The organism is Bacteroides stercoris ATCC 43183 (genome assembly GCF_025147325.1).
Lineage (GTDB): Bacteria > Bacteroidota > Bacteroidia > Bacteroidales > Bacteroidaceae > Bacteroides > Bacteroides stercoris.
In genome coordinates this window covers 802,483-817,723 of sequence record NZ_CP102262.1, presented here as the reverse complement: position 1 = coordinate 817,723, position 15,241 = coordinate 802,483, and the positions used below count along the sequence as shown (strand labels likewise).

Here is a 15,241-nt window from a genome sequence, read left to right as displayed (position 1 = left end):
ATCCGGACGGCACAACAGAACGGGAAATGTAATGATTCTTCGCTCCCATATATTATATGGAAAAGCCGGTATTCACAACAAGTGGTTTCCTTTTTCAGTACAACAAAAAAACGCTCTTAATAAACCTTTCTGCAATTTTACTATAATTCGAAAAAAATTATAGTAAAATTCTCTCCGAATTTATTAACAGCCTGTTTTCCCCCTATCGCGACACTTGTAATAAATACAAACAAAAAAGGATGCAATCTTCACAGATTACACCCTTTGAAATATCCTAAAAAATCTTTTTTGTAAAATCCTATTGAAGTAATTCAGCCATTATTTGTATTACAAACAAAAAATTAGTTTTAAAAGCACTTCACAAATATAGCGAATAAAAAGCGTATTGTCAAGTATTCCATGCTGTTTTTTTACCCTACTTCGCTACAAATCTGAAAATAAACCCTTAACTTTGCACCGTTTAATTAACAGGATATAAACCAAATTAAACGGGCTATCAACAAGTTTTAGTAAGTATATCAACAAGTTTTCAACAATATAATTACAACCATTATGGAATACAATTTCAGAGAGATTGAAAAGAAATGGCAGAAACGGTGGGTGGAGAACAAAACCTACCAGGTGACGGAAGACGAAACAAAGCAAAAATACTATGTACTGAACATGTTTCCCTACCCCAGCGGCGCAGGTCTGCACGTGGGTCATCCGTTGGGATACATCGCTTCGGACATCTATGCCCGTTACAAACGTCTGCAAGGTTTCAATGTCCTGAATCCTATGGGATACGATGCTTACGGCCTGCCCGCAGAGCAATACGCCATACAAACCGGACAACATCCGGCCATTACCACCGTCAACAATATCAACCGCTATCGCGAGCAACTGGATAAGATAGGTTTCTCTTTCGATTGGAACCGTGAAATCCGTACCTGCGACCCGGAATACTATCACTGGACACAATGGGCGTTCCAGAAGATGTTCAACAGCTACTACTGCAATGACGAAAAGAAAGCACGCCCTATCGAAGAACTGACAGAAGCATTCGCCAAATCCGGTAACGAAGGACTGAATGCCGCATGCAGCGAAGAACTGCATTTCACTGCCGATGAGTGGAATGCCATGAGCGAAAAAGAGCAGCAGGAAGTCCTGATGAACTACCGCATCGCCTATCTGGGTGAAACAATGGTAAACTGGTGTCCGCAACTGGGTACCGTGCTTGCCAATGACGAGGTGGTAGACGGCGTATCGGAACGCGGCGGCTTCCCCGTAGTCCAGAAAAAGATGCGCCAGTGGTGTCTGCGCGTATCTGCCTACGCACAACGCCTGCTGGACGGACTTGACACCATCGACTGGACCGAATCTCTGAAAGAGACGCAGAAAAACTGGATAGGCCGCAGTGAAGGTGCCGAAATCCAATTCAAGGTAAAGGACAGCGATTTGGAATTTACCATTTTCACCACCCGTGCAGATACCATGTTCGGAGTTACCTTCATGGTACTGGCTCCCGAAAGCGAATTGGTGGCCCAAGTAACCACTCTGGAACAGAAAGCCGATGTGGACGCCTACCTGGAGCGTACCAAGAAACGTACCGAACGCGAACGCATCTCCGACCGCAGCGTCACCGGCGTATTCTCCGGAAGCTATGCCGTCAATCCCTTTACGGGCGAAGCAGTGCCCATCTGGATTAGCGACTACGTATTAGCAGGATACGGAACAGGCGCCATCATGGCCGTACCTGCACACGACAGCCGCGACTACGCTTTTGCCAAGCACTTCAACCTGCCTATCGTTCCGCTGGTGGAAGGCTGCGATGTAAGCGAAGAAAGTTTCGATGCCAAAGAGGGTATCGTATGCAACTCTCCGAAAGCAGGTACAGAGCCTTATTGCGACCTCAACCTGAACGGACTGACTGTCAAGGAAGCCATCGCCGCCACCAAGAAATATGTGAAAGAACATAATCTGGGACGCGTAAAAGTAAACTTCCGCCTGCGCGACGCCATCTTCTCGCGCCAGCGCTATTGGGGCGAACCGTTCCCGGTTTACTACAAGGACGGAATGCCTTATATGATTGATGAAAGCTGCCTGCCGCTGGAACTTCCTGAAGTGGCCAAATTCCTGCCCACCGAAACGGGCGAACCGCCGTTGGGACATGCCTCTAAATGGGCTTGGGACACGGCAAACAAATGCGTGGTCGATAATGAGAAGATTGACAATATAACCGTTTTCCCGCTGGAACTGAACACCATGCCGGGATTTGCAGGTTCGAGCGCATACTACCTGCGCTATATGGACCCGCGCAACCACACGGCACTCATCGACAAAAAAGTGGATGAATACTGGCGCAACGTAGACCTCTACGTAGGCGGTACGGAACATGCTACCGGACACCTGATCTACTCCCGTTTCTGGAACAAATTCCTGCACGACCTCGGCGTATCCGCCGTCGAAGAGCCGTTCCAAAAACTGGTGAACCAGGGTATGATCCAGGGAAGAAGCAACTTTGTATATCGCATCAAGGATACCAATACATTCGTATCGCTGAACCTGAAAGACCAGTACGACACTACCCCGCTCCATGTGGATGTCAACATCGTGTCCAACGACGTTCTCGACACGGAAGCGTTCAAGGCATGGCGTCCTGAGTATGCTACCGCAGAGTTTATCCTGGAAGACGGCAAATACATCTGCGGCTGGGCTGTTGAAAAGATGAGCAAATCCATGTTCAACGTGGTTAATCCCGATATGATTGTAGAGAAATACGGTGCGGATACGCTGCGTATGTATGAGATGTTCCTCGGCCCTGTAGAACAGTCCAAGCCCTGGGATACGAACGGTATCGACGGCGTACACCGCTTCATCAGAAAGTTCTGGTCGCTGTTCTACGACCGTACCGGCAACTACCTGGTAACTGATGAAGCTGCCGGCAAAGAAGAGTTGAAATCCTTGCACAAGCTCATCAAAAAAGTGACGGGAGACATTGAACAATTCTCTTACAATACAAGCATCAGTGCCTTTATGATTTGCGTAAACGAGCTGTCCGCGCTGAAATGCAGCAAGAAAGAGATATTGAATCAGCTTACCGTTACGTTGGCTCCTTTCGCTCCGCACGTATGTGAGGAATTGTGGGAGACATTAGGTAACACAGGTTCTGTATGCGACGCGCAATGGCCTGCATACAACGAAGAATATCTGGTGGAAAATACGGTGAACTACACCATTTCGTTCAACGGAAAAGCACGTTTCAACATGGAATTCCCTGCCGATACGGCATCGGATGTCATTCAGGAAACGGTATTGGCAGACGAACGTTCCATGAAATGGACAGACGGAAAGACCATCGTCAAAGTAATCGTAGTACCCAAGAAGATTGTAAACATTGTTATCAAATAACAAATATGCAAATCACAAAACCAACCAAAGCGGAAGTGATGAGAGAGTTGAAAGACTATGTCTTCATCACTTTCGGATTAATTTCTTACGCTATGGGATGGGCTGCGTTCCTTATCCCCTATCAGATTACGACCGGCGGTACTACAGGTATCGGAGCCATCATCTATTATGCCACTGGATTTCCTATCCAATGGTCGTATTTCATCATTAATGCAGTCCTGATGACGTTTGCCATCAAGATTTTAGGACCTAAATTCAGTATCAAGACCACATTTGCCATCTTCGGACTGACTTTCTTCCTATGGTTTTTCCAGTTGCTGGTGAACGGAGCGGACGGAGTGCCGCCTCAGATACTGGGACCGGGACAGGATTTCATGGCTTGCCTCATAGGCGCCGCCATGTGCGGTGCGGGTCTGGGCGTAGTGTTCAACTGCAACGGAAGTACGGGCGGTACGGACATTATCGCAGCCATCATCCATAAATACCGCGACGTCACTTTGGGACGCATGATTATGGCTTGCGACGTTATCATCATCAGTTCCTGCTACTTCATATTCAACGATTGGCGACGGGTGATTTTCGGTTTTGTAACGCTATTCGTCATCGGCATCGTACTGGATTATATCGTGAACGGTGCGCGTCAGTCGGTACAGTTCTTTATCTTTTCCAAAGAGTACGAAAAGATTGCCGACCGCATCACCAAAGAGACTCATCGCGGTGTAACCGTACTCGATGGTATAGGCTGGTACAGCAAACGCAACGTGAAAGTATTGGTTGTGTTGGCCTACAAACGCCAGTCTGTCGAGATATTCCGTCTGGTCAAGGACATCGACCCGAATGCTTTCATCTCTCAAAGCTCCGTTATCGGCGTGTATGGAGAAGGATTCGATAAATTGAAAGGAAAATGAAAAAGAAATTTGTTTTTGCAACCAACAATGCCCACAAACTGGAAGAAGTAACCGCTATTTTAGGAGATAAAATAGAGCTTCTCAGCATGAAAGACATCCATTGCAATGCGGATATTCCCGAAACAGCAGATACGCTTGAAGGAAACGCTTTGCTGAAGGCAAGGTATATCTTTGAAAATTACCACCTGGATTGTTTTGCCGATGATACCGGCCTGGAAGTGGAAGCCCTGAACGGAGCTCCCGGAGTGTATTCGGCACGCTATGCCGGCGATGCACACAATTCGGAAGCCAATATGCAGAAGCTGTTGCAGGATATGGAAGGAATGGAGAACCGAAAAGCCCGATTCCGTACCGTTTTCGCACTTATCGTCAATGGAAAGGAACACTTGTTCGAAGGCATCGTAAAAGGCGAAATAACGAAGCACAGGCACGGTACTTCCGGTTTCGGATATGACCCGGTCTTTATTCCGGAAGGATATACGCAGACATATGCCGAAATGGGAAGCGAATTGAAGAATAAAATCAGCCACCGGGCAGTGGCAACGGATAAGCTTTGCAACTTCCTGTCCAAGTAATGAAAGTGGCAAAAGTATGCGGATGCTTGCATTATGATAAATTTTCAGGCACGGATTACATGGTTCCGGTTTATGAAAACCGTAAATTCCATGTAATCCGTGCCTGAAAAAATATTGAAATCATTTTCATACCCTCATCGAAGAATGCCAGCGACAAGGGAATAATTCACTATAATCCCAGTTTTGCAGAAATCTCCAGCATCCTCTTGATCGGTTTCACCGCTTTCTCTGCTATTTCCGCATCCACCTTGATTTCCGGAGATTCGTCTTTCAGGCAATTATAAAGCTTTTCCAATGTGTTTAACCGCATAAAGTTACACTCATTGCAGGCACAGGTACTGTCGTTGGGCGGTGCCGGAATAAACTTCGTCTGCGGACATTTCTTCTGCATCTCGTGCAGGATACCCGATTCCGTAGCAACGATGTATTCCTTTTCGGGATGAGCAACCGCATACTTCAGCAAAGCCGCCGTAGAACCTACCACATCCGCCAGCTTCAAAACCGTGTTCTTGCATTCGGGATGAGCCAATACCACTGCACCGAGATGCTGCTGCTTCAATTCAACAATCTTTTCAACCGAGAACTGTTCGTGTACATGGCACGCCCCGTCCCATAACAACATATTTCTGCCTGTAACGGAGTTGATATAATTTCCCAGGTTTCTATCAGGACCGAATATTATTTTCTCATCTTCGGGAAAGCTTTCTACGATTTGTCTGGCATTGGTGGAAGTTACCACTACATCCGTAACAGCCTTTACGACAGCCGTTGTATTCACATAGGATATCACCGTATGTCCGGGATGCTCTTTAACGAACTGTGCAAACTTATCCGCCGGGCAACTGTCGGCAAGCGAACAACCCGCCGCCATGTCGGGCACCAATACCTTCTTGTCGGGACAAAGTACCTTTGCCGTCTCACCCATGAAGTGGACACCGCACATCACGATAATATCAGCCTCCGTCTTTGCCGCCCATTGTGCCAGAGCCAGACTGTCGCCTACATAGTCGGCTATGTCTTGTATTTCACCCTTCTGGTAGTAGTGCCCCAGAATGATTGCATTCTTCTCTTTCTTCAGTTGCTTGATAGCTTCTATCAGATTATCCATAATAATAATTTTTATTTCTCTTCTTTTTTTAAAAATCCTTTGATAGTGATGATGGGCTGTTAATAGTGTGGACAAATAAATCCGAATTTTCTTGCCCATGAAGTTATTAGTACAAGGCTAAACTTTATCCTTAGGTTATTAACGTAAGCAATTAAAGTTATATCTCTTGATAATAAGCTCCCTACTCTGCCATAGTCTCACTTCATTAACATCTTGTTGATAACCGCAAAGTTAATAACTTTAAAGGGATTAATCAGTGAAATAGTACTTAAAAATGTGTTTATACAGCCTTTGAAAGTTTAGGTTAACTTTTTTGGTTTGTTCGTTATGCAGGCGTATTATGCGTTACTTTGAATAATGCAAATATTATTTTTAAAAATCTTTCCATACGCTATTGACACCTTTTCAACGGTTATTAACAGGGATGTGAACGGAAAGAAGTATCTTTGCACGACATGAGCCGGTACATAGTGTACAGACCGGTACAAAGCCTTACGATTATGAACAGAAAACTGAAGATAACCGAACTGAACCGCATTAGTACAGAGGAGTTTAAGGAAGCGGAAAAACTGCCGCTTGTAGTTGTATTGGATAATATCCGCAGTTTGCATAATATAGGTTCCGTATTCCGCACTTCGGATGCTTTTCGCATTGAATGTATCTATCTGTGCGGCATTACGGCTACTCCACCCCATGCCGAAATGCACAAGACGGCTTTGGGAGCGGAATTTACCGTCGACTGGAAGTATGTTAATAACACTGTTGAAGCTGTTGATAACCTTAAAAACGAAGGCTATACGGTTTACTCCGTAGAGCAGGCAGAAGGTAGTATTATGCTGAATGAGTTGACTTTAGACAAAAACAGAAAGTATGCCATAGTAATGGGGAATGAGGTGAAAGGTGTTCAACAGGAAGTTATCGACCATTCTCACGGCTGCATTGAAATTCCGCAATACGGTACGAAGCATTCTCTGAATGTATCGGTTACGGCAGGCATTGTTATCTGGGATTTATTCAATAAATTGAAGTGAGTGGACAAATATTAGTAATTAACAGCTTTATACTTGATTTATCAACCAACTTATTTGCTTATATAACAGTTATTTATTTCCTTTGTATGTTTACGTTAGTAACAGGTTTATCAACATAATATTAACTGATGTTTTATCCGGATGAATGGTATTGCAGAGAGGTCGGTGATGTGGAATTTGTGGCACGGTTGCCATAAATTCAGTGAAGGATGCAGATATTGTTATGTCTACCGGGGAGATGCAAAAAGAAATGTTGACAGTTCGGTTGTGGTTAAGACGAAAAATTTCGATTTGCCTGTACGGACGAATAAGAACGGAAGTTTTAAAATTCCGTCCGGAACTCTTGTTTATACCTGTTTTACTTCCGATTTTTTTGTTGAAGATGCAGATGCGTGGCGAACTGAGGCATGGGAAATGATTCGTCAACGCAGTGATCTTCATTTCCTGATGATAACCAAACGTATAAACAGGGTTATGGAGTGTCTGCCTGCCGATTGGAAAGACGGGTATGATAATGTAACTGTTTGTTGTACGGTTGAAAATCAGTTATGTGCGGATAATCGTTTGCCTGTTTATAAAGCTATTCCCATAAAACACAAAATTATTATTTGTGAGCCGTTGTTGGAAGAAATCAGTTTGGATGCCTATAATATAGGAGAGTGGGTTGAACAAGTGGTTGCAGGGGGAGAGTCCGGATATGAGGCCCGTATCTGTAATTTCGACTGGATTATGAAGCTTCACGATATTTGTGTGAAAAACAATGTTTCTTTCTGGTTTAAACAGACAGGTTCTAAATTTGTTAAAGAAGGCACTTTATATACCGTAAAACGTCAGTTTCAACATTCGCAGGCACGTAAGGCGGACATTAATTTTAAATGATGTACTGAAGTTATCAGAGCTGCCCGCTCTCTACCAGTAAGATTACTCTTTCCGTAAGCGCATCATCTCCCGTAGGGTCGTATTGTTTTTTCAGACTGGCTCCGAACAGTGCGGCAAAGGTCTGGTAGAATCCGGCTTTAAAAGGTCCCATAAACGCTTTTACCAGCTCGTAGGAAGTGGAATGGGTTTGCCGGTCTACCAGTTTGATTAACAGTTTTCCTTGTGCAAAGGAAAGCTTTTTCATACGGTGAGTGTATTGTTCTTTCAACCCCTTTTCCACAGCTTTCAGGTGCTTTTGCCGCTCTTTTTGAGTGGGAATGGTCTGCAGGTATTCGTAAGTCTCGATAATCGCCCGGTTGATTTCCTTTGAAATGGGAAGCACTTTCTTTACGTCGCGGATAAGTTTGTAGTATTTCGCCATTTCGCGCCTGTTCTTGAATTTTAGCGGTTTGAAGATGTAAACGGTAGGAAGTTTCACGTAAGGAATCGTATCGCCGTTGTACACGCACATGGGAGTGAGATAGATGCTTTTGGATGCACCGGTTTGGGGTTGCTGCTGGGCATGACAAGTCAGGACTCCTGCCGAGAGAAATGTTATGAGTATTACTATGTTAAACCGTTTGCTCATAGCGCAAAAGTACACCATTCTGCGTAATGTTGTTACATTGCTTTCATTTTTCCTTGTTCAATTAACTAATTTAAGGTAACTTCGTTGCCTATTATCCGGAAACACACTATTATAGATGACCCTAATCAAGATAGGAGTTTTTATGAGTATGCTGTTAATAACTCCTATGCTTGTAGCTCAAAATGCGACATTATCCCTGTGGGAAGAGAATCTGGAACAACTCTCCGCCGATGAAGAAGAGAGAAACTGGGAAGATGAACTGGAAACGCTTTCCGCTCGTCTGCAAGAACCTGTCAATATCAATGCCGCCACTAAACGGCAATTGGAGGAATTTCCTTTCCTTACGGATATTCAAATAGAAAATATTTTGGCGTATGTTTATATAAACGGACAGATGCAGACTCTTTATGAGTTGCAGTTGGTGAAGGAGATGGACCGGCAAACGATCGAACTGCTGTTACCCTTTGTCTGCATAAAGACCGTTAAGGACCCTTCCCGCTATCCTTCTTTAAAAACGGTATTGAAGTATGCCGTGCAAGAAGTATTGACACGTCTGGATATCCCTTTATATACCCGCAAGGGATATGAGAAAAACTATCTGGGACCTGCCGTTTACCATTCACTGCGTTACAGTTTTCGTTATGGAGATTACTTTCAGGCGGGAATAACGGGAGAGAAGGATGCCGGTGAACCGTTCTTTGCTTTGCATGACAAGAAAGGATATGATTATTATTCGTTTTACGGCTTACTCAAAAACAGGGGCAGGCTGAAAGCTTTGGCATTGGGCAATTATAAACTGGGGTTCGGTCTGGGCCTGGTGATTGGCGCAGACTTTGGATTAGGAAAAACTTTCTCCATGTCCGCATCCGAATTCCGCAGAGGGGGAATCCGGAAACACAGCTCTACGGATTCGTATAACTATTTTCGCGGAACGGCGGTAACAGTGGAAATTCTTCGTTTTTTAGAACTTTCTGCCTTTTATTCGCACCGTTCTATGGATGGGGTGGTGAAAGGCGGAAAAATCGCTTCCATTTACAAAACAGGCTTGCATCGTACGGAGAAGGAGGCGGATAAAATGAATGCGTTTGTCATGCAATCGGCAGGTGGTAACCTCACTTACGAAAAAAATAGATTGAAAGTGGGGGTGACAGGTATTTATTATCGTTTCAGTCATCCTTATGAACCGGATTTAAAGAAGTATGCGAAATACAACTTGCATGGAAATGATTTTTATAATCTGGGTGTGGATTATAAATACCGTTGGGGAAAGTGGGTATGGGTAGGAGAGGGGGCTGTTGGCAAACAGGGATATGCCTTGCTGAATCAACTGAAATATAGATTATTAACAGGTTATCAACTGCTGTTAATACATCGTTGTTATTCCCACGATTATTGGTCTTTCTTCGGGCGTTCGTTCGGCGAGGGAAGTGCTCCGCAAAACGAAAACGGCTGGTATCTGGCTACGGAAGCTGCTCCCTGGGCGCATTGGAAGTTTTTCGCTTCTTTGGATATGTTCTCTTTCCCCTGGTGGAAGTATCGTATCAGCAAGGCTTCGCAGGGAATAGACGGAATGTTTCAGGCTGCCTATTCTCCGCAGAAAAACTTATTGCTATATCTCAATTACCGGTATAAGCGCAAGGAGAGGGATGTGTCGGGAACAGGCGGGAAAGTAACATTACCGGTCTTTCATCACAAGCTCCGTTGCAGGCTTGCTTATACGCCGGGAGCTTTTGCATGTCGCACTACGGTCGATTACAATTATTTTTGCCAGCAGAGTGGGGAAGGACATGAGTTTGAAGGAAAACAAGGCTGGCAATGTACCCAGTCCTGCGCTTATACTTTTTCCAGATTCCCTTTGGCCGTATCCGTACAAGGTACTTATTTCCATACGGATGATTACGATTCGCGGATTTATGCTTCCGAAAAAGGATTGGTTTATACGTTCTATACTCCTTCTTTCTACGGCAGAGGTTTTCGCTATTCCGCTCATATACGTTGTGATTTGAACAAAACTTTTATGTTTCTCGTTAAGTTCGGGCAAACCGTTTATCGGGACCGTGAAACTATCGGTTCGGGTAACGATTTGATAGAAGGAAATACAAAAACAGACTTGCAGATGCAGTTTCGTGTTAAGTTTTGAAGAATAACTGTCGTATTTTTGGAAATATCTGGATGTTTATTTCTTATCTTTGCTGTGCTGATTACGCGGTTTGTCTTTGAAGTATCGGAAAACCGCCAATCGCCGCTGTTAAATCATAATTTATAAATAGTAAATCAAATGACTGTCATTTATCCGTCTCCCATATTCGGTCCCGTCCATTCCCGCCGTTTGGGAGTATCTTTGGGAATCAATCTGTTGCCGGAAGACGGTAAGGTGTGCACTTTCGACTGCATTTATTGCGAGTGCGGGTTTAATTCCGACCATCGTCCCAAGAAGCCGCTCCCTACGCGCGAAGAAGTGCGTGCCGCATTGGAAGCCCGTCTGCAGGATATGCAGAAAAACGGACCCGTACCTGATGTACTGACTTTTGCAGGAAACGGAGAACCGACCGCACATCCGCATTTTCCTGAAATCATAGAAGACACGCTTGCTTTGCGCGATAAATACTTTCCGAAAACCAAGGTAAGCGTATTGAGCAATTCTACTTTCATTCATCGTCCTGCCGTATTCGAGGCTTTGAACAAAGTGGATAACAATATTCTGAAACTGGATACGGCAGACGAAGCTTATATCCGTGAGCTCGATCGTCCGGCAGGACATTATTCCGTCCGCGGGATAATCGGGGGAATGAAGGCTTTTAAAGGTAACTGTATTATCCAAACCATGTTCTTGAAAGGCGGTTTTGGAGATAAGGATATGGATAATACTTCCGATAAGTATGTTTTGCCCTGGTTGGAGGCCGTCAAGGAGATTTCTCCCCGCCAGGTAATGATTTATACTATCGACAGGGAAACTCCCGACCATGACCTGCAAAAGGCTACTCATGAGGAATTGGACCGTATTGCAGCATTGGTGAAAGAAGCAGGGATGGCTGTGAGTGTCTCTTATTGAAAAACATAATTTCCGATATTCTCATGCGAATTCTTTTTCTGATTGTTGCGAATCTTTTGGGTTTATGTGAAATTGTGGCACAAGACATAGTTTTCAATAAGACTGTTTATGATTTAGGTACTGTTTCCGAAGATGCAGATCCGGTTACGGCTACCTATATTTTTACAAATAAAACGAAAGCTCCTTTAGCTGTTGCCACTGTCAGGACAACCTGCGGATGTACTACGGCGAATTATTCCAAAGCTCCGATATTGCCGGGAAAGCAGGGCAGTATTAATATTGTTTATAATCCTGCTGGAAGACCGGGAGTGTTCAATCGTTCTGTTACCGTATTTTTTTCCGGGAAAGAGAATCCTTTCGTATTGCAGGTTAAAGGCTATGTAAGACCCGGAAAGCCGCGAAAATATGCGGGATATGCGTATGTATTGGGCAAGTTGCAATTACGTACTACTCTGGTGCGTTTTCATCCGATGAAACTAGGGACACAGATGCAGAAATCAAATGTCATGGTAATCAATTCAGGCAATTATTCTCTTCAAATCAGGTTTAAAACGGAAGATCCGGATTTTTCTGCTGTAATGATACCAGCCAAACTCGCTCCGGGCGAAAAAGGGGAGATAGTCATTACCCGTAGGAGTACGGAAAAACAAAAACAAGCGGAACAACGGTGTGTCCGCTTGTTTGAGTTAAGCTCAAGAGAGAATGTGTTAGAGTTGTTGGTAAAAAATGAGCTTTGTCAGTAAATTTGATAATCAGGAATGATAACTGATTGTACGTTGTACGTAGAAAGTTCCGCTCCAATGGCTCCAATCGATTTGTTCACTCTGTTTCTGAATGGATTTTGTCCAATTGCCTTGTGCGTCCGTTTCTTCGTATTCATATAGCTCTTTTGGGGTTTCTTCCGGATTATCTGTTGCCGGTAGGTTGCGTATTGCTGATTTTAACCGGCCGTTATTGTCGTAACTATAGGCGATTTCCGTAACATAACTTTGTGCATCAGTTTTGATAAGTACCGGTGCAAGTGGCACGGTTTCGCTGTAACTAGTAGCGACAGACACTTCCAGCGTTCCGTCAGCGGTATAACTTTCTTGCTTGGAAAAGAGTAAAGCACCTTTTTCGTTCCATTGATAATGAATGTTTTCCGTGCTTTCCAATTCCTCGTTTGTATACGTTGTAACTGTTGCGCTTTCAGGAAACAAAGTTTCTGTATCTTTATAGGTATAAACCGTTTCGGTGCGTGTTTCAAACAAAGACCCTGCGTTGGCTATTTGTGTATGTACGAATGTATTGTCCGATTTCCATTCAGAGATATTCCCTGACGGGTCTGTAATTTGTTTCACTCCTTTTATACAAAAGAAACTCATCTCTCCCAAAGGGAATGGCAGCGGAACATAACGTTCCTGTTCATCATAAGAGATATTGTAAACCGTGGGAGAAGTTGTGCCGAGTGTATAAACGGCAATGCTTCTCATTTTGCCTTGTTCGTCATATGTATATTGGAAGTAGTTTAAGTCTACTCCCAACATACGTGTTGACGGTTCCACACCGGTTCCGTTATAATAAGTCAGATTTCCTTTGGTATCAAAGGAATAGTCCGTTACATGAAACGGCTCTTCTGTTTCCGTACCTTCTCCGGTGGCCGGATTAACCATTTGTTGATGTACATCGGAGACATTCCCCTTCAGTCCGAAAAAGGAGGTATGGGGATTGTCCCAGATATATGCGTTTTCAGGTACAGCCGGATTGTCATTGCCGGCAGGCAATGTATCATCTTCACAGGCTGTTACTGAAAACAGCAATAGTGTACATATGGATAGAGCAAATACTTTCATTATTTAAGATTCTGTTCTTTCCACTCTTCAAAATCCTTCACAGGACGCGCATCATGGTTTTTTCCACACTCTTTGTCATTTTCCAGTGGTTCTTTACAATGTTGCGTACGTGTTACTCCATTGGAGTTTTTATGATAAACAACTACATGAGAATCACCGAATTTCAGTCCTACTTTGTTTGTGACATCTATAGTTGGGATGTGATTCCAGGAATCGGGAATAGCCCAGGTCAGATTCGGACAATTATCTACGTCTACACATGCCATATAAATGGGTCTTGCAATTGATGTATTCGTCGATTCTTCCAATTTGTAATCAGTAGTGGTATAGAAAGCATTATTGTCAATTCTTTGTAACTCATTGTTGCCTTCCAGACCCAGTATCGAGAACATTTTACACTTGGTGAAAGCATCTGCCTTAACTTCCTGTATATGATTTTTTGCTACGTACAGAGAACGTAAATTGGGCAATCCGCTTACATCGGGTATCTCGGTCAAACCGCAGTTATCCAAGCTCAGTTCCATCAATTTCTCGTGATTGATTACCGGAGCAGCGCTTAACGGGTTACCATCCAGAATCAGACATTGTAAAGTAGCGCTCAATTCATTGTTGCTGACAGATGTAATTTTGTTGTCTGCCAATGACAACATACGGATACCTTCCGTTGCTGCAATTGCAGGAATTGAAGTAAATCCGCAGCCATCGAGCAGGAAGCCTGCCAATGCTACCCCTTCACCGCGTGTTTCAGGCAGCGAAGAAAGGTCCGGATTGTTTCTGAAGTCGAAAGTAGAAACTTTCTTCATACTGAATATTTCAGCGGGAAGAGACTGCAATTTTGTGTTTCGCATGCTCAATGAGGCTAGTTTCTGCCAGCTCTTTGCAAGTTCTGCCGGGAATGAAGTTATCTCGTTGCCATCCAGGTTTACAGCAAACAGATTCTCCAGTTTCTGTAAGGAAGCCGGGATTTCGGTAAGCTTACTGTTGATGATACTCAAGGTGTTGAGATGCTTTATATTCTCGAAATGCTTCGGAAACTCCTTTAATGAAGTATTCAATACCGTAATCGAACTGATGCCGGATTTATTGAGATTGTCGGGCAACTCTTCAAATTCCGGAATATTCCGGATTACAAGGCTCTCGATAGTAGGCATTTCGGCAACGGCAGACGGCAATTTTTTCATTCCGCCAAATCCTTTTTCAGTATTGGCTGCGAATTTTTCATCGAATACGATTTCTGAAAGGTACGTGATGTTGCCGTAGTCATCGGTTTCAAAATGAAGGTTTTCCCAAGTCAGGAAGTCCTCATTTTCTTCACGCCAGGTTTTAGGCCATAAGGTAGAGTCGTTTCCGAATATCTCGGTACAGATTCCGAATAAAGTACTGCGCAACATGTTGTTGGAGTAAGTAATTCGAATCGAGATAGGGAAGTAGAACGTTGTTATGTTTTCGTGCTCTACTACCAGTTCATTATCGCTTTCCAGATAAGCTTCCATCACTTGTACTCCTTTATCGTTATAAGCGATGTATTTTTTTACCGTATAAACACCGTTATCCAGACGGATAGGTTCGGAAGTCATGGCTTTTTCGTCACCGGTCAGGTCAAATGTAGGTAATGTAATTGTTTCACCGTCTTTTTCGAGCGTCACTTTCAGGCGCACCATCTCCTCGAGGGAGGTGATGCTGTATACCTGATTGCGCTCGAACGTGAATATAACTTCTCCTTGCCCTTCCGCTAATGCTTCTTGGACATCATCATCGTCTGAGCAGGCTGTGAACAGTGCTGTGCACAGCATCAGACAATAAAGAAATATATGTTTCATATATATATTCATAGTTCG

The 15,241-nt window shown here is 43.9% G+C and carries 12 protein-coding genes; 8 read left to right on the top strand and 4 right to left on the bottom strand.

Annotated features, from left to right (window positions below; genetic code table 11):
* The first annotated feature begins 552 nt into the window (after window positions 1–552).
* Genes leuS through NQ565_RS03450 form a run of 3 tightly spaced genes read left to right on the top strand, consistent with a single transcriptional unit; the run spans window position 553 to window position 4,873 of the window.
* Entirely contained in the window at window positions 553–3,390 is a 2,838-nt protein-coding gene (gene leuS / locus NQ565_RS03460) for a leucine--tRNA ligase (protein WP_005655783.1), read from the top strand.
* 5 nt (window positions 3,391–3,395) lie between these two features.
* Entirely contained in the window at window positions 3,396–4,298 is a 903-nt protein-coding gene (locus tag NQ565_RS03455; RefSeq protein ID WP_005655782.1) for a YitT family protein, read from the top strand.
* Entirely contained in the window at window positions 4,295–4,873 is a 579-nt protein-coding gene (locus NQ565_RS03450) for a non-canonical purine NTP diphosphatase (protein ID WP_005655780.1), read from the top strand. The genes NQ565_RS03455 and NQ565_RS03450 overlap by 4 nt, the downstream gene beginning before the upstream one ends.
* 169 nt (window positions 4,874–5,042) lie before the next feature.
* Here NQ565_RS03450 and nadA read toward each other — a convergent pair whose 3' ends face one another.
* Window positions 5,043–5,981, bottom strand: coding sequence for a quinolinate synthase NadA (nadA, locus tag NQ565_RS03445; RefSeq protein WP_040315926.1), 939 nt, complete (start codon window positions 5,979–5,981; stop codon window positions 5,043–5,045).
* A gap of 500 nt (window positions 5,982–6,481) precedes the next feature.
* Here nadA and NQ565_RS03440 point away from each other — a divergent pair, with 500 nt between their 5' ends.
* Window positions 6,482–7,012 carry an RNA methyltransferase gene (locus NQ565_RS03440; protein ID WP_005655776.1) on the top strand — a complete coding sequence of 177 codons (531 nt, stop codon included), beginning with the start codon at window positions 6,482–6,484 and terminating at the stop codon, window positions 7,010–7,012.
* Window positions 7,013–7,153: 141 nt separating this feature from the next.
* Window positions 7,154–7,891, top strand: a complete 738-nt coding sequence (locus NQ565_RS03435) for a DUF5131 family protein (RefSeq protein WP_005655774.1) — start codon at window positions 7,154–7,156, stop codon at window positions 7,889–7,891.
* A 13-nt stretch (window positions 7,892–7,904) separates the two neighbouring features.
* Here NQ565_RS03435 and NQ565_RS03430 read toward each other — a convergent pair whose 3' ends face one another.
* Window positions 7,905–8,537: a DUF4294 domain-containing protein gene (locus NQ565_RS03430; RefSeq protein ID WP_005655772.1), complete on the bottom strand. Its 633-nt coding sequence runs from the start codon at window positions 8,535–8,537 to the stop codon at window positions 7,905–7,907.
* A 97-nt stretch (window positions 8,538–8,634) separates the two neighbouring features.
* Here NQ565_RS03430 and NQ565_RS03425 point away from each other — a divergent pair, with 97 nt between their 5' ends.
* The 3 genes from NQ565_RS03425 (at window position 8,635) to NQ565_RS03415 (ending at window position 12,314) form a co-directional block, all read left to right on the top strand.
* A complete protein-coding gene (locus NQ565_RS03425; RefSeq protein WP_005655770.1) occupies window positions 8,635–10,659 on the top strand; it encodes a helix-hairpin-helix domain-containing protein in 2,025 nt (674 codons plus the stop codon).
* 138 nt (window positions 10,660–10,797) lie between these two features.
* Window positions 10,798–11,571: a radical SAM protein gene (locus NQ565_RS03420; protein WP_005655768.1), complete on the top strand. Its 774-nt coding sequence runs from the start codon at window positions 10,798–10,800 to the stop codon at window positions 11,569–11,571.
* Window positions 11,572–11,645: 74 nt separating this feature from the next.
* Window positions 11,646–12,314 carry a DUF1573 domain-containing protein gene (locus tag NQ565_RS03415; RefSeq protein ID WP_175455999.1) on the top strand — a complete coding sequence of 223 codons (669 nt, stop codon included), beginning with the start codon at window positions 11,646–11,648 and terminating at the stop codon, window positions 12,312–12,314.
* Window positions 12,315–12,323: 9 nt separating this feature from the next.
* Here NQ565_RS03415 and NQ565_RS03410 read toward each other — a convergent pair whose 3' ends face one another.
* Both NQ565_RS03410 and NQ565_RS03405 read right to left on the bottom strand, forming a co-directional pair.
* The gene (locus NQ565_RS03410) at window positions 12,324–13,403 is read right to left on the bottom strand and encodes a hypothetical protein (protein WP_005655764.1); all 1,080 of its coding nucleotides are present in this window, start codon (window positions 13,401–13,403) and stop codon (window positions 12,324–12,326) included.
* Window positions 13,403–15,223: a leucine-rich repeat domain-containing protein gene (locus NQ565_RS03405; RefSeq protein WP_175456000.1), complete on the bottom strand. Its 1,821-nt coding sequence runs from the start codon at window positions 15,221–15,223 to the stop codon at window positions 13,403–13,405. The genes NQ565_RS03410 and NQ565_RS03405 overlap by 1 nt, the downstream gene beginning before the upstream one ends.
* Window positions 15,224–15,241 lie beyond the last annotated feature (18 nt).

Excerpts from the sequence above, each read along its gene's own strand:
- NQ565_RS03455 (WP_005655782.1), top strand. The coding sequence starts at position 3,396 with ATGCAAATCACAAAACCAACCAAAGCGGAAGTGATGAGAGAGTTGAAA.
- NQ565_RS03405 (WP_175456000.1), bottom strand. The coding sequence starts at position 15,223 with ATGAAACATATATTTCTTTATTGTCTGATGCTGTGCACAGCACTGTTC.
- NQ565_RS03420 (WP_005655768.1), top strand. The coding sequence starts at position 10,798 with ATGACTGTCATTTATCCGTCTCCCATATTCGGTCCCGTCCATTCCCGC.
- leuS (WP_005655783.1), top strand. The coding sequence starts at position 553 with ATGGAATACAATTTCAGAGAGATTGAAAAGAAATGGCAGAAACGGTGG.
- NQ565_RS03430 (WP_005655772.1), bottom strand. The coding sequence starts at position 8,537 with ATGGTGTACTTTTGCGCTATGAGCAAACGGTTTAACATAGTAATACTC.
- NQ565_RS03440 (WP_005655776.1), top strand. The coding sequence starts at position 6,482 with ATGAACAGAAAACTGAAGATAACCGAACTGAACCGCATTAGTACAGAG.
- NQ565_RS03435 (WP_005655774.1), top strand. The coding sequence starts at position 7,154 with ATGAATGGTATTGCAGAGAGGTCGGTGATGTGGAATTTGTGGCACGGT.
- nadA (WP_040315926.1), bottom strand. The coding sequence starts at position 5,981 with ATGGATAATCTGATAGAAGCTATCAAGCAACTGAAGAAAGAGAAGAAT.
- NQ565_RS03410 (WP_005655764.1), bottom strand. The coding sequence starts at position 13,403 with ATGAAAGTATTTGCTCTATCCATATGTACACTATTGCTGTTTTCAGTA.
- NQ565_RS03450 (WP_005655780.1), top strand. The coding sequence starts at position 4,295 with ATGAAAAAGAAATTTGTTTTTGCAACCAACAATGCCCACAAACTGGAA.
- NQ565_RS03425 (WP_005655770.1), top strand. The coding sequence starts at position 8,635 with ATGACCCTAATCAAGATAGGAGTTTTTATGAGTATGCTGTTAATAACT.